This window comes from Streptomyces sp. NBC_01716 (assembly GCF_036248275.1).
Classification (GTDB): Bacteria; Actinomycetota; Actinomycetes; order Streptomycetales; family Streptomycetaceae; genus Streptomyces.
Genome location: NZ_CP109181.1, coordinates 1688588 through 1705296 on the forward strand (window position 1 = coordinate 1688588; position 16709 = coordinate 1705296).

Genomic DNA, 16709 nt, shown 5'->3' on the forward strand with positions numbered 1-16709 from the left:
GGTTTGAACGTACGTCCGGGGAGGGGTTCCAGGGGTGCTGGGAGCAATAGGTCTCGACGCGAGACAGGAGTCGGCGTATCGCGCCCTGGTGGCGCTGGGCGCCGCCGAGGCCGCCGATCTGGCACATCGGCTCGCGATTCCCGAGCAGGACACGGAGCGCGCGCTGCGCAGGCTGGAGCAGCAGGGGCTGGCCGCGCAGTCGTCGGCCCGGACGGGCCGCTGGGTGGCCGCGCCGCCCGCGGTGGCGCTGGGTGCGCTGCTCACCCAGCAGCGCCACGAGCTGGAGCGGGCCGAGCTGGCGGCCGTACTGCTCGCGGAGGAGTACCGGGCGGAGTCGGCGGGGCCCGCCGTGCACGATCTGGTCGAGGTGGTGACGGGGGCGAGCGCGGTGGCGCACCGTTTCCACCAGTTGCAGCTGGGGGCGACGGAGGAGATCCGCGCGCTGGTCACCGGCAGGCCGGTGGTGGTGTCGGGGGTGGACAACGAGTCCGAGGAGCGGGTGGTGACGCGCGGTGTCCGCTACCGCGTGGTGATCGAGCGGGAAGTGCTCTCGCTGCCCGACGGGATCACGGAGCTGTCGGCGGCTCTCGGCCGCGAGGAGCAGGTACGGGTCGTCGACCGGGTGCCGACGAAGCTGATGATCGCCGACGGGACCCTGGCGATGGTGCCGCTGACGGCGGGCGACGCGGAGCCCGCGGCGCTGGTGGTGCACGCCAGCGGCCTGCTGGAGTCGCTGTCGGGGCTCTTCGAGGCGGTCTGGCGCGACGCTCTGCCCCTGCGTCTGGTGCCGGGCGGGGACGGGGCCGGCCGGGACGGGGCGACGGTGACGGAGGACCCGGCCGACGGGCCGGACGAGACCGACCTTGAAGTGCTCTCGCTGCTGCTCGCGGGGATGACGGACGCGAGTGTCGCCAAGCAGCTGGATCTGGGGCTGCGGACGGTACAGCGCCGGGTGAAGGGCCTGATGGAGCTGGCGGGCGTGACGACCCGGCTCCAGCTGGGCTGGCACGCGTACGAGAAGGGCTGGGTGGCACGCGACCCGCGCGGCTGACCGCGAGGTGGGGTCGCGAGGTGGATCGCGCCCGCGTGCCACTCCCCCGGGGATCCTGCACCCTGGGCAGATGGACGTGTGGCAGCTCGTGCTGGTGGCCCTGGTCATGCTGCTGGGCGTCATCGGTGTGCTGATTCCCGGCGTGCCGGGGCCCGCCATCGTCTGGGCCGCCGTGGTCTGGTGGGCGCTGAGCGACACCTCGGCGACCGCCTGGGCGGTACTGATCGCGTCCACGGCGCTGCTGCTGCTCAGCCAGGCGCTCAGACCCCTGCTGCCGTCCAGACGCACACGCCGGACGGGGACGCGGCGGCGCACGCTGCTGGCCGGCGGGCTCGCGGGGATCGTGGGGTTCTTCGTGCTGCCGGTGGTGGGCGCTGTCGTGGGCTTCGTCGGCGGGATCTACGCGGTGGAGCGCGTACGGCTGGGCAGCCACCGGGACGGCTGGGCGTCGACACGCACGGTGATGCGGACCTCGGGCTACTCGCTGCTGGTCGAGCTGTTCTGCTGTCTGCTGGTGATGGGCACGTGGATCGGCGCGGCGGTCTGGGGCTGACCTCTGGCCGCCGACCGCCGCGCCGGTCCGCCGACGTACCGTCAGCAGATGGGCACGCCCGGGAGCTGGGCCGCCGGGTGGTCGATGTAGATGTTGGAGATGAAGCCGCCCTGGTCGCGCAGCTTGCTCCACCAGTTGTTGGTGTACCCCTCGGCGTTCACCGTGTCGCCCTGCTTCTGGCAGAGGACATGGACGCTGGTCGGGCCGGGCAGCCGGGTGATGATCGCGGCGTTCAGCCGGGCGTCGGCGCGGACGCTGACTCCGGTGCCCCAGGTCATGAAGGGCGTGCCGCCGCCTCCGCCGCAGCCGTTGTCGCTGGTGAGGTAGTGCTGGTTGTAGCTGCCGGGGTAGGGAAGGCCGCCGCCGTTGATGACGATGTTCTGGCCGACGCCGTTGAGCAGCTGCTCGTAGTGCAGATGGGGGCCGGTGGAATTGCCGCTGGAGCCGGTGGTACCGATCTGCTGGCCCTGGTTGACGAACTGTCCGCCGGCCACCGAGAAGGAACCGAGGTGGAAGTAGTACGTCGTCCAGCCGCCGCCGTGGTCGATGGAGATGTAGTTGCCCGCGCCGCTCGGCTGGCTGTGCCGGGTCGCGGTGCCGGCGGCCGACGCGAGGGCGGGGGTGCCGTTGGTGGTGCCGCCGTCGGCGCGTACGAAGTCCAGCGCACGGCGGACCTCGGCCGAATGGTGGCTGTAGGTCCACCGCTGGCCGCACGGGTAGGGGGCCTTGAAGTTGGGCGCCGCGGCCACGGCTGCCGTGTCGGAGGCGCCGGCTTCGGCCGCTTCCGCCGCTCCGGCGGGTACCGTCAGCATCCCGACGAGTACGAGGAGCGCACCGGCGAATGTGGTCGATAGGCGTCTGAGACGGGTCACGAATGCTCCCGGGTGTGGGGGTTGCAGACGGTCGGGCGGGGAGCCGCGGACCGCTGCGAGACGCGGCAAAAGTAGCGACGGGCGCTCGTCCTCACAACGGCTGGACGGCGCCTTTCGTCGGAGATGAAATGTCTTGCTCCTGACAAGTCGGCACTCCACCATGGCGGGGCTGACAGTTCCTCACCCCGCCTTGTCCCCCACTCGTGCGCGCAGGTCCAGTACCCCGCGCACCACAGAGCGGAGAGAAGACCGATGACCTTGATCTCAGGCTGGAGGCGCGGCCGGGCCGCGCTCCTCGGCACCGTGGTCGCCGCGTCACTGGCCCTCACCGGCCAGCCCGCGAGCGCCGCGCCCTACCCCGGCGGCGGCTCGGACGCCGCTGCCGGCACCGGCGTCATGAACACGGCGTTCTCGAAGGCCGCCGCCGAGTACGACGTACCCCGTGATCTGCTCGTCGCCCTCGGATACGGCGAGACGCACCTCGACGGTCACGGCGGAAGACCCAGTCAGGCGAACGGCTACGGCGTGATGCACCTGGTCAGCCGGCCGAAGCACCAGACGCTGGAACGGGCCGCGAAGCTCACCGGCGAGTCCGTGGCCGAGCTGAAGAAGGACACGGCCGCCAACATCCGCGGCGCCGCCGCCGTTCTGCGCGCCGTCGCCGACGAGCAGGGCCTGGACGCCACCGACCGCGACTCGCTCGCCGAGTGGTACCCGGTCGCCGCCGAGTACGGCGCCGCGGCGAACGACCGGACGGCGCGGCTGTACGCGGACACCGCGTACGACCTGCTGAACAAGGGCCTGCGCGCGCAGGCCGCCGGCAACGAGCAGATCCTCGTCACGGCCCACAAGGTGACGCCCCACCGCGGCAAGTACGCGGGCATCCCCTCCGACTTCGGTGTGCTGAGCGACGACTACCCGGCGGCCCTCTGGGTCCCGGCGAGCACGTCGAACTACCAGACCGGCCGTACGTCGGCGATCAACAAGGTGGTCATCCACGTCACCCAAGGCTCGTACGCCGGCTCCATCAGCTGGTTCCAGAACCCGGCGTCCAAGGTCAGCGCACACTATGTGATCCGCTCGTCGGACGGCCAGGTCACCCAGATGGTCCGCGACGCCAACACCGCCTGGCACGCGCGCTCGGGCAACCCCAGCTCCATCGGGATCGAGCACGAGGGCTTCGTCGCCGACCCGTCCTGGTTCACCGACTCGATGTACCGCTCGTCGGCCGCGCTGACCCGCCATCTCACCGCCAAGTACGGTATTCCGCGCACCCGTACGGGCATCGTCGGGCACAGCGAGGTACCGGGCAACGACCACAGCGACCCCGGGGCCAACTGGAACTGGACCTACTACATGTCGCTCGTCAACGGCGGCACCGGTGACCCGGGCCCCGGTCCCGGCACCTCGTTCCCGACGTGGGGCACCGGCGTGAGCATCCGTCAGGAGGCGACGACCACCTCGGCGCAGGTCGCGAGTCTGGCGGGACCGACGTCGGTCAAGGTCCAGTGCCAGAAGCGCGGACAGCTGGTCAACTACCAGGGGTACAGCAACGACGCCTGGTCCTACCTGCCGGACTACGGCGGCTACATCTCGAACATCTTCATCGACGTCTCGGACTCGTGGCTGCCGGGCGTGCCCACCTGCTGAGCGTCCCAGCCGTAGCCGATGCACCACCGCCCCTCAGGGCGCGGGGCCGTCCAGCAAGGCCTTGCCCAGCTGGGTGCGGTGGTGCATCATCCGGTTGCCGTGCCGGTGCGAGGTGAGCAGACCGGCCTCGCGGAGTACGGAGGCGTGGCGGCTCGCCGTCGAGGGAGCCATCCGCAGCGCCCCCGCCAGCCCCGTCGTCGTCATCGGCCGGTCGAGCAGTTCGAGCAGCCGGGCCCGCGAGGTGCCGATCAGCTGGGCCACCGGCCGCGTCGCCTCACCCTGCCGGGAACGCACCAGCCACCCGGGGGCCGGGGAGAGCGGGTGAACCAGCACCGGGGGAAGCTCGTGGTCGACCAGGGCCAGAGGCGTACCGACGCAGAAGAAGCCCGGCACCAGGGTCAACGTCTGCCCGGACAGCTGGAGTTCACGGCTGAGCGGGTACGGCGTGCGCAGGATCCCGTCCTCGCAGCGCCAGCCGGGCATCTCCTCGTAACTGGCCAGCAGCCCCTCCGCTCCCCCGCCCAGCGCCGCCTCGGCGCGGCGCGAACGGTCGGCCGCGGCCTGGGCGCGGATCGCGGGCAGATACGGCACCACGGCGACGGAGTAGTAGCGCCGCAGTGTCGAGCCGAGCCAGCGCAGCGCCTCCACGTCGCCCTCGGAGAGCCGCCGTACGGTGGCCGGGACCGATCCGGGTCTGCGCGCGTAGAGTCGCGTGAGATCAGCGGCCAGGCGGCGGCGGGGAGTTGACAGCAGACGGTCCACACCGATGTCGAGGTCCAGCTCGCCCCGGCCGGGAGTGAGGAAGTCGGGGAAGTACTCGGCCGCGGGGCAGAGCAGCATCAACTCCCGTACGGCCGAGGCGAGTCCGGCGCGTTCCAGGGCGGTGCGGACCTCGCGCCGCCAGGGCGCGAAGGCCGGCGGGACGTGCTGGTTCTGGAGCAGATGCAGGCTGAGCGCGGCCTCCCACAGAGCGTCGGCTCCGTCCGCCACGCGCAGCCGGTTGAGCTCCCGTCCACGGAGATCGACTCGCAGCACCTTGGACTCCCCCGGAAAGCCTGTGCGGTCAGGCCCGGATTCTAGCGGGGTGGCCGGCGTGTGAGGCTGGAGTCATGAGCGAATTCAGCGAGGCCGAGCGCCTGTATCTCTCCTCCCAGCGGCTGGGGCGGCTGGCCACCGTCGATCCGAAGGGCCAGCCGCAGGCCAACCCGGTGGGCTTCTTCCCGCAGGCGGACGGCACGATCCTGATCGGCGGTTACGCGCTGGGCACCACGAAGAAGTGGCGGAATCTCCAGGCCAACCCCCTGGTGGGGCTGGTCGTCGACGACATCGTGAGCGTCAAGCCCTGGAAGGTACGCGGTGTGGACATCCGGGGTGAGGCCGAACTGCTCACCGGGCCACACGAGTTGGGGCCGCACTTCAGCGAGGAGCTGATCCGGATCCATCCCCGGAAGATTCACAGCTGGGGGCTGGACGAGACGGTCTGACCGGCTCGGATCCTCAGGTGCCAGGCGGCGTACGAACGCCACGGGCGCCATGCCGCCCCGCGAGGCTCGTCGTCCGGCGCCACGTCCGGTGCCACGTCCGGGTCGCCCAGGCCGCGCATCCGGATGAGCGCCGCCGTGCGGGGCGTCACCCCGGGCACGGTGAGCAGCGCCCGCTCGGCCTCGTCGCGGCCGGCTCCGCTGTCGAGCCGTACGGTGCCGTCGGCGAGCGCGGTGGCGAGCGGGCCGGCCACCGGGTCGGTCACCAGGGCGGCGGGCGCGGGGAAGAGGCGGGTGAGTTTGCCGCAGGGGCGCTCGACCGTCTCCCCGTACGCCGCGACGAGCCGCCGCGCCCCGGCGGGACCGGCGTGGACGCGGAGCGCGTACTCCTCGGCGTCGGCGGCGCCCGGCGCCCGCAGCCCGGGGCGGGCCGCGACAAGCGGCGCGAGGAGGGGGTCGGCGGCGAGGCGTTCGTCCACGGCGTACGGATCGGCGTCGAGGTCGAGGAGCCGGCGCAGGCGTTGTACGGCGGTGGTGAGGTCGCGCAGGTCGGTGAGGTGGATCCGGGCCTCCAGCCAGCCGGAGCGGGCGCCCGTGCCCGTAGGCGGGAGGGATTCGTCGACCGAGACGATCCCGGGGCCGTGCGGCAGGCGCAGCGTACGCCGGTAGGTGCGGGCGCCCGGCCCGCCGGTGACCTCCTCGACACAGGGGACGGCCTCGGCGGCGAGCAGGTCGAACATCTCGCGTGCCGCGTAGGCGCCGCGGTGGGCGAGCCGTAGCGGGATACCGGCGAGCGTAGGCGCCGCGGGGACACGCTCGCTCGGGCGGCGGGTGCGGCCTGGGCCGCTCATGCCGTTGGCGGACTCGGCGCGCAGGCCGCTCGGCGTACGGGCGTAGATCTGCCGGATCGTGTCGTTGAACTGCCGCACGCTCGCGAATCCGGCGGCGAAGGCGATCTCCGTGACCGGCAGGGCGGTGGTCTGGAGCAGCGTCCGCGCGGTGTGGGCGCGCTGCGCGCGGGCGAGGGCGACGGGCCCGGCGCCGAGTTCGGCGGTGAGCTGGCGCTGGACCTGCCGGGCGCTGTAGCCGAGCCGCCCGGCCAGTCCGGGTACGCCCTCGCGGTCCACGACCCCGTCGCCGATCATCCGCATGGCGCGGCCGACGACATCGGCGCGTACGTTCCACTCCGCCGACCCGGGCACGGCGTCGGGCCTGCACCGCCGGCAAGCGCGGAAGCCGCTGCCCTGGGCAGCGGCGGCCGTGGGGTAGAAGCGGACGTTCTCGCGTTTCGGGGTGACCGCCGGGCAGCTGGGCCGGCAGTAGATGCCGGTGGTCTCGACGGCGAAGAAGAACGCGCCGTCGAATCGGGCGTCGCGGCTGGCCACCGCCTCGTACCTGGTCTCTTCGTCCATCACACCGTCCAGTGTGCGTCGCGCCGCACGACGGCACTCGCGGGATTCGGACACGGAGCTCCGGACGCCGGGGCGGGGCCGGACTCCCCTCTCGGAGAGCCCGGCCCCGCCCCGGTCACCGGGTAACTACCGGGCACGCCCGCGCTTGGCCTCGCTGGCCGCGCGGCCCTCCGCGACCTTGAGCCGCCAGTCGCGCCGGATCTCGGCCCGCAGCCGGGCGTCGGTCTTGGCGACGATGCGCTGGTTCTCCCGCAGCAGCTTGCGGTAGCTCTCCAGCCGCCGCTCGGGCAGCGAACCGTCGGCCAGCGCGGCGAGCACCGCGCACCCCGGCTCGCTGACGTGGGCGCAGTCGTGGAACCTGCACCCCTCGGCGAGCTCCTCGATCTCGGTGAACACCTGCCCCACGCCCTGCCCGGCGTCCCAGAGCCCGACACCCCGCAGCCCCGGGGTGTCGATGAGGACGCCACCGCCGGGCAGCACGAGGAGATTGCGGGTGGTCGTGGTGTGCCGGCCCTTCCCGTCCGCGTCCCGGGTGGCCTGGACCTCCATGACGTCCTCGCCGAGCAGGGCGTTGGCGAGCGTCGACTTCCCGGCGCCCGAGACGCCGAGCAGCACGCTCGTACTCCCCGATACGACGGCTGACAGCACGTCGACGCCTTCCCCCGTGGCCGCGCTGAGGGCGAGGACCTGCACACCGGGGGCCGTGGTCTCGACGTCGTCGACGAGATACGACAGCCCTGTCGGGTCCGGCACGAGGTCGGCCTTGGTGAGCACCACGACCGGTTGCGCACCGCTCTCCCAGGCCAGGGCCAGGAAGCGCTCGATCCGCCCCAGGTCCAGCTCGACGGCGAGCGATACGGCGATGATCGCGTGTTCGACGTTGGCCGCGAGGATCTGGCCCTCGGAGCGCTGGGACGAGGTGGAGCGTACGAAGGCGGTACGACGCGGCAGGAGCGTCCGCACGTACCGCGGATCGCCGCCGGGATCCACCGCGGCCCAGTCCCCGGTGCACACGACCTTCATCGGGTCGCGCGGCACGACGAACTCGGTGTCGGCCCGCACGGTGCCGTCAGGAGTGACGACATCGCACTGGCCCCGGTCGACCCGCACGACGCGGCCGGGCAGCAGGCCCTGCGCGGCGTACGGGGTGAACTCCGCCTCCCAGCCCTCGTCCCAGCCGTACGGGGCGAGCGGATGAGCGGTGGAGGAAGCCTCGGAAGAGGCAGCAGAGAAAGACAAGGGGGAACCCTTCACAAGGGCGGCCCCGGCGCACGCGCCGATCAGGCGCGAGAAGAGTGGAAGGTCAGCCGGAGACCACGGAGGTGACATGGACGACTCGCTGATCGCGGGCAAGGCCCAGCACGGAAACAGCCATCGGTACACACCTCCCGGTTCACACGCACGGCCGACGGGACCGGACCGGCCCCTCGGAACAGGTGGGAACTTAGCGCGTCTCCCACCGGGCCCGCCACCCATTTACCGCCGGCCGCCATACCGCCCACCGATTTACCGCCGACCCATTTACCGCCGACCCGGTCACCCCGGCTCCGCGTCCGCCGGCCGTGGCGGGGGCGGCGGGCCCGTCGGCAGGGCCGGTTCCGTGAAGTCGACGGGGATGCCCACGATCATCCGCAGTCCCGGGTTGGCCAGCGGCTCCAGTGCCTGGACCGAGACATGGACCCGGCCGGTGAGCGGCAGGACCATCGGGCGCACCGTTCCGTAGGGGTGCAGGCTCATCTCCGCGCGTTCGTCGCCGTCCCAGAGGCGGCGCACCTCCGCCGAGCGCCGGACACGGCGCACCACGCGCTGGATCGGGTCGTGCTCCAGGTCCACGACGGAGCTGCGGCGCAGCTCGGCGACCATGTAGGGCGCCCAGTGGGTCTCCCACTGCCGGCACTGCTCACGTCCCTGGGAGAAGGGGGCGAGCAGTTCCTCCATGACATTGACGCCGGGGCGCTGCATCCAGGGCCAGTGCCAGGCGGCGCGGCAGTTGTAGGCGAGAACGGTGTAGGTGTCGTCGCACCAGTAGGCGCCGTGGCCGATGCGGTGCAGCAGCCCGAGCAGGTCGTCGGGGACGTCCGGGTGTTCCGGGACGGCCGTCCGCGGCGGCTGGTGACCGGACCACACGTAAAGGGCGGACGCCTCCGCCGGGTTCAGGTCCAGAATCCGGGCGCAGTCCCTGACCAGGTCCTTGCTGATCCGCCCCTCGCCGTGTTCGAGGCGCCGGTAGTGCCGCTCGTCCACTCCGAGCAGATCGGCCATGATCGACTGCGTGAGCTGTCCGCGGCGGTGCCGGTGCCGGGGCAGGTCCTTCAGCCCGGGAACGTCTTCCAGATTCCGGCGCGCCCGCCACGTACGCATGATCTTCTGCATGTCCGACTGAGGGGGCAGCTCCGCTTTTCCCATCTCGCCACCTCCGGGCACGGGCCACCGGCGACATCGCCGCCTGCACCCCCCTTTTCCCATCGTGCCCCTCCGTGGCCGTGGCGGCGCGCGGAGGGACCGGACACCGGGGCGTCCGGTCACGATCACACCCTTCCCCGGTGTGCCGGCACGCGTTTGGGTGGGAGCTGGAGATTTTCGTTCCCAGGAGAGGACCATGGAGATTCCGGCCGCTCAGCGCGCCGCACCCAGCCTGCCTCCCACCGGTGTACGGCACGTCTGGTGCCTGCCGGACACCGATCTGACGCAGGCAGCCGATGCCCGGCGGAAGGCCACCGGTGTGCTGGAGGGGTGGCGGCTGCCGCGCGCCACCGTCGACGACGCCGTCCTTGTGGTGTGCGAGCTGGTGACCAACGCGCTCCGCCACGGCCGCAGTCCGGTGCGCATCGCGCTCCACCGGGGGGTTCATCTGGGCCATGGCGCCCTGACGATAAGCGTCAGCGACCAAGGCAAGATCGCCTACCCGTCCGGCCCAGAGGAGGACCTGGTGCACGCCGGGGAGAACGGCCGGGGGCTGTCCATCGTGGCCGCGCTCGCCCAGGCCCACGGGTACGAGGGGGGAAGCTCGACCACCTTCTGGGCCCGGCTGCCCACCCGTGCGGCGGACGGACTGTAGTCGTCCGCCTCGGCGCGGAGCCCGTGGGTGAGCCGTGATGTGATGGTTCCGTGGGCCGCGCCGTGGAGGAGACCAATCGCCGCATGCTGCGGGTGCGCGACGCGATGGACCGTGACTACGCGCAGCCGCTGGACGTCCCTGCCCTGGCCAGGATCGCCCATGTGTCGCAGGCGCATTTCACTCGGACCTTCCGCGCCACGTTCGGCGAGACCCCGCACCGTTATCTCCAGCGCCGTCGGGTCGAGCGCGCGATGTTCCTTCTGCGGGAGACGGACCGCGCCGTGACGGACATCTGCTACGAGGTCGGCTTCAGCAGTCCGGCGACCTTCAGCCGCACCTTCCGCGACATCGTCGGACGGCCGCCGAGGACGTACCGCAAGGAGGTGGCGGCGGCCGTCGCGTACGTACCGTCGTGCTTCACGAAGGCGTGGACGAGGCCGAGCACCGCCGCCGGTGTCGACTGAGCAGTTCTGGACAAGTTTTCACCCCCCTCGGGCCGTAACGTGACGCCCATGTTCAACGCACTCACGATCTCGCAGATTTACGTCCTCGATCAGGACGAGGCACTCGACTTCTACGTCGGCAAGCTCGGTCTGGAGGTCCACACCGACGCCGACCTGGGCTTCATGCGCTGGCTGACCGTCAATGTCCCCGGCGTGCCCGACAGACAGATCCTCCTGGAGAAGCCGGGCCCTCCGGCGATGTCCGAGGAGACCGCACAGCAGGTCCGTGAACTGGTGACGAAGGGCGCGACGGGCGGCTCGCTCTTCTTCACCACGGACGACTGCCGCGGGACGTACGAGACGCTGAAGGGCCGTGGCGTCGAGTTCACCGACGAGCCCACCGACCGGCCGTACGGCATCGACTGCGGGCTCCGCGACCCGTTCGGCAACAGCATCCGCTTCTCCCAGCCGAAGTCGTAGGCGCTGGGGCCGAGGCGGGGCGGGGGCCGGGGTCGCCGAGCGGCTCGGGGCGGCGGCAGGATGGCCGTATGACTGGCAGCGACGCATCCACCGCACAACCGGCCGCCGGGACTCCAGCGGCCCCTGTCCCCTTCACCGCCGACGACTACCGCGCCCGGATGGAGCGCGCGGTGCGGGACGCCACCGCCGCCGGGCTGGCCGGCGTCCTCGTGGCTCCGGGGCCCGACATGGTCTGGCTCACCGGTTACCGGCCGCCCGCCGACACCGAGCGGCTCACCCTGCTCGTCCTCACCCCGGACGCCGGCCCCGTCCTCGTGGTGCCGAAGCTGGAGGCGCCCGACGCCGCGAAGGCGGTCGGCGCGCCCGCGCTGACCCTGCGGGACTGGACCGACGGCGTCGACCCGTACGCCGTGACCGCGCCCGCGCTGACCGCGACCGGGCGCTACGGCATCAGCGACAACACGTGGGCCCTGCACCTCATCGGCCTCCAGGAAGCCCTGCCAGGCTCCTCCTACACGCCGTTGACGAACGCGCTGCCGATGCTGCGCGCGGTCAAGGACGCGCGGGAGGTGGCACGGCTCGCGGCGGCGGGGGCGGCGGCCGACTCCGCGTACGAGGAGATCAAGAAGGTGCCCTTCGCGGGCCGCAGGGAGACCGAGGTCGCGGCGGACCTCGCCGGTCTGCTGCGCGAATTCGGCCATTCCCAGGTCGACTTCACCGTCGTCGGCTCCGGCCCCAACGGCGCCGACCCGCACCACGAGGCCGGTGAACGGGTCATCAGGGGCGGCGACATGGTCGTGCTGGACTTCGGCGGGCTCCGCGAGGGTTACGGCTCCGACACCTCCCGTACCGTCCACGTCGGCGAGCCGACGGAGGAGGAGCGGCGCGTCCACGACGTGGTGCGCGCGGCGCAGCGGGCGGCTTGCGAAGCGGTGCGGCCGGGCATCGCCTGCCAGGAGGTGGACCGGGTGGCACGCGCGGTGATCAACGACGCGGGATACGGCGAGTACTTCATCCACCGCACCGGGCACGGTATCGGCGTCACCACCCATGAGCCGCCCTACATGGTCGAGGGCGAGGAACTGCCGCTCGTACCCGGCATGTGCTTCTCGGTCGAGCCCGGCATCTATCTGCCGGGCCGCTTCGGCGTCCGGATCGAGGACATCGTCACGGTCACGGAGACCGGGGGCCGCCGGCTCAACACGACGGAGCGTGAGCTGGCCGTGGTCGGCTAGGAGGACGCGCGGGGGTACTTGGGACCGGCGTCGTGCGGCCCCAAGTACCCCCGCCGGTTCAGCAGTTCGGTACGCCGGGGAGCCAGGACTCCACCACGTCGATGAAGATGTTGGAGATGTACCCGCCGAAGGCAGGCAGATAGGCCCAGCCGTCATTGGTGATGCCGTCCACAGTGATCCGCTGCCCGTGGACCTGGCACTTGACGTTGACCGTCGTCGGACCGGGCAGCCGCGCCACCTCGGGCGACGCGGTGGTCGCCTGCTGGCGAATGCGGACGTCCGTGCCCCAGGTGGGGAACGACTTGCCCGTCTGGTCGCCGGTCCAGAGATAGGTGACCGTCACCCAGCCGTTGTCGTTCAGGCCGACGTTGTAGAAGGTGCCATCGGCGAGGTCGATGCCGGCCGGGTTGAGAACGACGCGTCCTGAACCGTCCCGGCCGCCGTTGTAGCCGCTCTCGTAGGCGGCCTGGGCCTCGGGCAGGCCCTGGGGCAGGTCCTTGAACATCTCCCGGGTCGGGGACGGGTTCCAGTAGTCGTCCTTGGTGTTCCAGGGGCCCACGTCCCACACCGGCGCGGTCTCGCAGCGGGCGGGGCCGCAGACCTGCACGGAGTACTGGCCGCTGCCGTTCGGCGACAGGCCGCGTCGCGAGGGCAGCGCGACGAAGTGGTCGTTCGGCTGGATGACATGGCCGTTGGCGGTCGTACGGCCGACGAGACCCTCGCGGGTGGCGAAGACCCGGGCGCTGAGCGCGGTCGCGCCGGCGGCGCCCCGGGGCGCGGCACCCTTCTCGGCGGACAGCCGCAGGCTCTTGACGCGCGCCTCGCCCTCCTTGTCCCAGAGGGTGATCCGGGCCTGGACGGTGGTGACGGCGCGGGGCAGCACCGCGGGGCCCCGGTCGGCCGGTGTCCACTCGGTCCAGGCGCCCCGCGCGGAGCGGCCGCGCACGTCGACGACCACCTCGGCGCCGGAGTCCGCTGGCGTGTCGGTGACCAGTTCGGCGCTGACCCGGTTGACGGGATCGCCGAGTTCTTCCGGGGCGAGCACCTGGGTGCCGTAGCCTTGACCGGCCTCCGCCGACGCGGGGCGGAAAGCGGTGCTTCGGACGCTCAACGCACCCTTGGTGTAGCGGACGTTGACGTCGTCGGAGGTGATGCGCGACAGGTCCGCCGACCAGGAGGCCGGCGAGGACGCTACGCGCGTGGACTTCTTGCCGTCGGCCGCTCCGGCCGGTGGTGTGGCGACAGCGACGCCTACGCAGGCGAGCAGGGAAAGGGCCGCGGTGATCCGACGCCGGTACATGGGTCTCGCTCGGTCCTTCATGCCGGTCTCCTCGTGTGGGGGATGGAACCCGGCACACGCTAGTGAGGATGTCATGTAACCGACAAGACCCGGAGAGCGCGGGAACCTCAGACGAGAGGGGCAGGGGCGTGACCGTGACCGCGACTGGGCGCGTGGTGGATCAGCGCCGCGTGCGGGTCGGCTTCACCGGCGGTGGCGGCGGGGTCGGAATGGACCAGGGCGGCGGTCAGTTTCGGTACGGCGTGCAGCAGCGCGTGCTCAGCCGCGACCGACACGTCATGCGCCTGACGTACGGTCAGCTCGCCGTCCACCACGACCGCGACCTCGGCGCGCAGCCGGTGCCCGATCCAGCGCAGCCGGAGCTCGCCCACCGCCCGTACACCGGGGACGTCCAGCAGGGCCGACTCGGCGGCGTCCACGAGCGCGGGGTCGACGGCGTCCATGACGCGGCGGAACACCTCGCGGGCGGCGTCGCGCAGGACAAGCACGATGGCGGCGGTGATGAGCAGGCCGACGATCGGGTCGGCGAGCCGCCAGCCGATCGCGGCGCCACCCGCGCCCAGCAGGACGGCGAGTGAGGTGAAGCCGTCGGTACGGGCGTGCAGCCCGTCGGCGACCAGGGCGGCCGAGCCGATCTCGCGGCCGACGCGGATGCGGTAGCGGGCGACCCACTCGTTGCCGGCGAAGCCGGCCACGGCGGCGATGGCGACGGCCGGCAGATGGCTGACGCGCTGCGGGTCGAGCAGCCGGTCGACGGCGGTCCACCCGGCGAAGACGGCCGAGGCGGCGATGGTCAGCACGATGACGATGCCGGCGACGTCCTCGGCGCGCCCGTACCCGTAGGTGAATCCGCGGGTGGCCGCGCGCCGGCCGAGTACGAACGCGACGCCGAGCGGCAGAGCGGTGAGGGCGTCGGCGGCGTTGTGGACGGTGTCACCGAGCAGCGCCACCGAGCCGGACAGGATGACGACCACCACCTGCGCGAGCGCCGTCACGCCGAGTACCGCCAGCGAGACCCACAGCGCGCGCATGCCCTTCGCCGACGATTCGAGGGCGGTGTCGATCTTGTCGGCCGATTCGTGGGAGTGGGGGGTGAGGAGATGTCCGGCCTTGTGGCGCAGACGAGCGAGGGGCGGCCCATGAGCGTGCCCGTCTCCGTGAGCGCGCTCGTCTCCGTGCGGGTGGGCGTCTCCGTGCGGGTGGGCGTGTCCGTGCGGGTGGGCGTGTCCGTGCGGGTCGTTCATGGCGGTGACCTTCCGACGCGCGGGCGATGGGACCGGCCGGGGAGGAGCGGCGGGGTGGACAGCGCCGTACCCCGTTCGCCATTATGTGCATATGAACGCACTCATGCAACTATCACCTGCGCATGATGCGCACCCGCCCATCCCGGGCGAGGAGCAGTTCACGCTCGCCGCCGAGGTCTTCGCCGTCCTCGCCGACCGCACACGGCTGGTCCTGCTGCACGCACTGGCGGGCGGCGAGGCGGACGTCACGACCCTGACCGAGAGGTGCGGCGCGGCCCGCCCCGCCGTCAGCCAGCACCTCGCCAAGCTCCGGCTCGCCGGTCTGGTGGTCACCCGTAAGGAGGGCCGCCGGGTCGTCTACAGCCTCCGCGACGGCCATCTGCGGCGGGTGATCGACGAGGCGCTGAGCCTGGCCGACCACAAGCTCGACGGCCGCCCCTCGCACGACTGAGCTGTCGGAGAGACCCCGTACGGCCCCCGAAAAGACACGGAAGAGGCACCTGGGAGGGGAGGCGGATCCCGGCGTGTCGCCATACGCTCGTCCCCATGAGCATCGACCGGCGGGTGCTGCTTCGTGGCATGGGCTGGGCCGCCGCGGCAGGCGCGGGCCTCACCCTGGCCGCCGACGCCGCCGGAAGAGCCGGTGAGGACGGGTCGGCCCCGCCCTCGCGTCCGCAGGCACGCCCGGAACGGCCGCTCCGCTGGTCCAGCGCCGCGCCCGCCGTCGAGCCCCGGACGTTCTGGCAGGAGAAGCCCCCGCCCCGGCGGAAGCCGGAGCGCACCGCCGACGAGGTCAGGGCCGTGTTCATCCACCACACCATCGGCCCCAACGACTACACGCGTCCCGAGGTCCCCGGTCTCATCCGTACCTTCGCCGTCGACCACGTCGACAACCGCCAGTGGGACGACATCGGCTACAACTTCCTGGTCGACCGGGGCGGCGTCATCTACGAGGGCCGCGCGGGCGGCATCGAGAACCCCGTCGTCGGCGCGCACACCCTGGGGTTCAACGTCGGCACCGTCGGCATCGCGGCGCTGGGCGACTTCAGCGACGGCGCGACGGTGCCCGAGGCGATGGTCGACTCACTCGCCCGGCTGATCGCGTGGAAGCTCGGGCTGTACGGGGTGGATCCGCGCGGCACGACGACGCTGGTGTCGACCAACGACGGGAGCCGGTACAAGAAGGGCACCCGGCAGATCTTCCGTACAGTCTCGGGCCACCGTGACGGCTACTCGACGCGCTGTCCTGGCGGCGCGCTGTACGGGGCACTCCCCCGGATACGCGAACGCGCCGCCCGCCTCCAGGGCCGCCCGGACAGCTAGGGCGTGTTTTAGAAGTCCCGTCTGGCCAGGGCGGGTCTTTCGGATCGGGCCGGGTCAGAGCGCGCGGTGCATGATGTGGAGGCCGACATAGCCCCGTACCGGATGGCGGAAGCCCTCCGGGAGCGTGCCGAGCACCGTGAAGCCGAGTGATTCGTACAGCTTCACCGCGTGCGTGTTGGTCTCCACGACGGCGTTGAACTGCATCGCGCGGAAACCCTCCGTACGCGCCCACTCCAGGCTGTACTCGCACAGCGCGCGGCCCACGCCCCGGCCCGTGTGTTCCGCGTCGACCATGTAGCTGGCGCTCGCGATGTGCGAGCCGTTGCCCATGTGGTTGGTGTTCATCTTGGCGGTGCCGAGGACCGTGCCCGCGTCGTCCACGGCGACGACGGTACGGTTCGGCGGAGCCAGCAGCCACCACTCGCTCGCGTCCTGCTCACCGAGGTCGGTCGGATACGTGAAGGTGTCGCCCGCGGCCACGATCCGGTGGAAGAACGGCCAGATGGCGGTCCAGTCCTCGCGGGTGGCTTCCCTGATCAGCATCGGGCCAGCATGCCGGTGCGCCGGCCGAGGCCGCCAGCGCTTTACCCGCGCGGCAAACCGGTCC

Annotated in this window: 18 protein-coding genes; 10 read left to right on the forward strand and 8 right to left on the reverse strand. The window is 72.0% G+C overall.

The window, feature by feature from the left end; genetic code table 11:
* The first annotated feature begins 34 nt into the window (after positions 1–34).
* Positions 35–1051, forward strand: a complete 1017-nt coding sequence (locus tag OIE74_RS07255; RefSeq protein WP_329379637.1) for a helix-turn-helix domain-containing protein — start codon at positions 35–37, stop codon at positions 1049–1051.
* 70 nt (positions 1052–1121) lie between these two features.
* On the forward strand, positions 1122–1604 hold the full coding sequence (locus tag OIE74_RS07260; RefSeq protein WP_329379640.1) for a DUF456 domain-containing protein: 483 nt from the start codon (positions 1122–1124) through the stop codon (positions 1602–1604).
* A gap of 41 nt (positions 1605–1645) precedes the next feature.
* Here the strand turns inward: OIE74_RS07260 and OIE74_RS07265 are convergent, their stop codons facing one another.
* Positions 1646–2476, reverse strand: coding sequence for a M23 family metallopeptidase (locus OIE74_RS07265; RefSeq protein WP_384200671.1), 831 nt, complete (start codon positions 2474–2476; stop codon positions 1646–1648).
* Positions 2477–2728: 252 nt separating this feature from the next.
* On the opposite strand from OIE74_RS07265, the gene OIE74_RS07270 reads away from it, so the two are divergent.
* Positions 2729–4126: an N-acetylmuramoyl-L-alanine amidase gene (locus OIE74_RS07270; RefSeq protein ID WP_329379642.1), complete on the forward strand. Its 1398-nt coding sequence runs from the start codon at positions 2729–2731 to the stop codon at positions 4124–4126.
* Between the two features lie 33 nt (positions 4127–4159).
* Here the strand turns inward: OIE74_RS07270 and OIE74_RS07275 are convergent, their stop codons facing one another.
* Positions 4160–5161: an ArsR/SmtB family transcription factor gene (locus OIE74_RS07275; protein WP_329379645.1), complete on the reverse strand. Its 1002-nt coding sequence runs from the start codon at positions 5159–5161 to the stop codon at positions 4160–4162.
* Between the two features lie 74 nt (positions 5162–5235).
* On the opposite strand from OIE74_RS07275, the gene OIE74_RS07280 reads away from it, so the two are divergent.
* A complete protein-coding gene (locus tag OIE74_RS07280; RefSeq protein ID WP_329379648.1) occupies positions 5236–5610 on the forward strand; it encodes a PPOX class F420-dependent oxidoreductase in 375 nt (124 codons plus the stop codon).
* Here OIE74_RS07280 and OIE74_RS07285 read toward each other — a convergent pair.
* The 3 genes from OIE74_RS07285 to OIE74_RS07295 form a co-directional block, all read right to left on the reverse strand.
* Entirely contained in the window at positions 5580–7019 is a 1440-nt protein-coding gene (locus OIE74_RS07285) for a bifunctional transcriptional activator/DNA repair enzyme AdaA (protein ID WP_329379650.1), read from the reverse strand. The genes OIE74_RS07280 and OIE74_RS07285 overlap by 31 nt on opposite strands.
* A 126-nt stretch (positions 7020–7145) precedes the next feature.
* Positions 7146–8258 carry a ribosome small subunit-dependent GTPase A gene (gene rsgA, locus OIE74_RS07290; protein ID WP_329379653.1) on the reverse strand — a complete coding sequence of 371 codons (1113 nt, stop codon included), beginning with the start codon at positions 8256–8258 and terminating at the stop codon, positions 7146–7148.
* A gap of 297 nt (positions 8259–8555) precedes the next feature.
* Positions 8556–9425 (reverse strand): helix-turn-helix domain-containing protein, encoded by an 870-nt coding sequence (locus OIE74_RS07295; RefSeq protein WP_329379655.1) that lies wholly within the window; start codon positions 9423–9425, stop codon positions 8556–8558.
* Positions 9426–9618: 193 nt separating this feature from the next.
* Here OIE74_RS07295 and OIE74_RS07300 point away from each other — a divergent pair, with 193 nt between their 5' ends.
* The 4 genes from OIE74_RS07300 (at position 9619) to OIE74_RS07315 (ending at position 12235) form a co-directional block, all read left to right on the forward strand.
* Positions 9619–10077 carry an ATP-binding protein gene (locus OIE74_RS07300; protein ID WP_329379657.1) on the forward strand — a complete coding sequence of 153 codons (459 nt, stop codon included), beginning with the start codon at positions 9619–9621 and terminating at the stop codon, positions 10075–10077.
* A gap of 50 nt (positions 10078–10127) precedes the next feature.
* Positions 10128–10541: an AraC family transcriptional regulator gene (locus OIE74_RS07305; protein WP_329379659.1), complete on the forward strand. Its 414-nt coding sequence runs from the start codon at positions 10128–10130 to the stop codon at positions 10539–10541.
* Positions 10542–10589: 48 nt separating this feature from the next.
* On the forward strand, positions 10590–11000 hold the full coding sequence (locus tag OIE74_RS07310; protein ID WP_329379662.1) for a VOC family protein: 411 nt from the start codon (positions 10590–10592) through the stop codon (positions 10998–11000).
* Positions 11001–11068: 68 nt separating this feature from the next.
* Entirely contained in the window at positions 11069–12235 is a 1167-nt protein-coding gene (locus OIE74_RS07315) for an aminopeptidase P family protein (RefSeq protein WP_329379665.1), read from the forward strand.
* 58 nt (positions 12236–12293) lie between these two features.
* Here the strand turns inward: OIE74_RS07315 and OIE74_RS07320 are convergent, their stop codons facing one another.
* Both OIE74_RS07320 and OIE74_RS07325 read right to left on the reverse strand, forming a co-directional pair.
* Positions 12294–13556, reverse strand: coding sequence for a hypothetical protein (locus OIE74_RS07320; protein ID WP_329379668.1), 1263 nt, complete (start codon positions 13554–13556; stop codon positions 12294–12296).
* An 86-nt stretch (positions 13557–13642) separates the two neighbouring features.
* Positions 13643–14779 (reverse strand): cation diffusion facilitator family transporter, encoded by a 1137-nt coding sequence (locus OIE74_RS07325; protein WP_329379671.1) that lies wholly within the window; start codon positions 14777–14779, stop codon positions 13643–13645.
* A 103-nt stretch (positions 14780–14882) separates the two neighbouring features.
* Between OIE74_RS07325 and OIE74_RS07330 the strand changes: the two genes are divergently transcribed.
* Both OIE74_RS07330 and OIE74_RS07335 read left to right on the forward strand, forming a co-directional pair.
* A complete protein-coding gene (locus OIE74_RS07330) occupies positions 14883–15230 on the forward strand; it encodes an ArsR/SmtB family transcription factor (protein ID WP_329379673.1) in 348 nt (115 codons plus the stop codon).
* 95 nt (positions 15231–15325) lie between these two features.
* Positions 15326–16102: a peptidoglycan recognition protein family protein gene (locus tag OIE74_RS07335; protein ID WP_329379675.1), complete on the forward strand. Its 777-nt coding sequence runs from the start codon at positions 15326–15328 to the stop codon at positions 16100–16102.
* Positions 16103–16156: 54 nt separating this feature from the next.
* On the opposite strand, the gene OIE74_RS07340 is transcribed toward OIE74_RS07335, so the two are convergent.
* Positions 16157–16645, reverse strand: coding sequence for a GNAT family N-acetyltransferase (locus OIE74_RS07340; RefSeq protein WP_329379677.1), 489 nt, complete (start codon positions 16643–16645; stop codon positions 16157–16159).
* Between the last annotated feature and the right edge of the window lie 64 nt (positions 16646–16709).

Excerpts from the sequence above, each read along its gene's own strand:
- OIE74_RS07270 (WP_329379642.1), top strand. The coding sequence starts at position 2,729 with ATGACCTTGATCTCAGGCTGGAGGCGCGGCCGGGCCGCGCTCCTCGGC.
- OIE74_RS07340 (WP_329379677.1), bottom strand. The coding sequence starts at position 16,645 with ATGCTGATCAGGGAAGCCACCCGCGAGGACTGGACCGCCATCTGGCCG.
- OIE74_RS07285 (WP_329379650.1), bottom strand. The coding sequence starts at position 7,019 with ATGGACGAAGAGACCAGGTACGAGGCGGTGGCCAGCCGCGACGCCCGA.
- OIE74_RS07260 (WP_329379640.1), top strand. The coding sequence starts at position 1,122 with ATGGACGTGTGGCAGCTCGTGCTGGTGGCCCTGGTCATGCTGCTGGGC.
- OIE74_RS07330 (WP_329379673.1), top strand. The coding sequence starts at position 14,883 with ATGCAACTATCACCTGCGCATGATGCGCACCCGCCCATCCCGGGCGAG.
- OIE74_RS07335 (WP_329379675.1), top strand. The coding sequence starts at position 15,326 with ATGAGCATCGACCGGCGGGTGCTGCTTCGTGGCATGGGCTGGGCCGCC.
- OIE74_RS07310 (WP_329379662.1), top strand. The coding sequence starts at position 10,590 with ATGTTCAACGCACTCACGATCTCGCAGATTTACGTCCTCGATCAGGAC.
- OIE74_RS07315 (WP_329379665.1), top strand. The coding sequence starts at position 11,069 with ATGACTGGCAGCGACGCATCCACCGCACAACCGGCCGCCGGGACTCCA.
- OIE74_RS07280 (WP_329379648.1), top strand. The coding sequence starts at position 5,236 with ATGAGCGAATTCAGCGAGGCCGAGCGCCTGTATCTCTCCTCCCAGCGG.
- OIE74_RS07295 (WP_329379655.1), bottom strand. The coding sequence starts at position 9,425 with ATGGGAAAAGCGGAGCTGCCCCCTCAGTCGGACATGCAGAAGATCATG.
- OIE74_RS07325 (WP_329379671.1), bottom strand. The coding sequence starts at position 14,779 with ATGAACGACCCGCACGGACACGCCCACCCGCACGGACACGCCCACCCG.
- OIE74_RS07300 (WP_329379657.1), top strand. The coding sequence starts at position 9,619 with ATGGAGATTCCGGCCGCTCAGCGCGCCGCACCCAGCCTGCCTCCCACC.
- OIE74_RS07320 (WP_329379668.1), bottom strand. The coding sequence starts at position 13,556 with ATGAAGGACCGAGCGAGACCCATGTACCGGCGTCGGATCACCGCGGCC.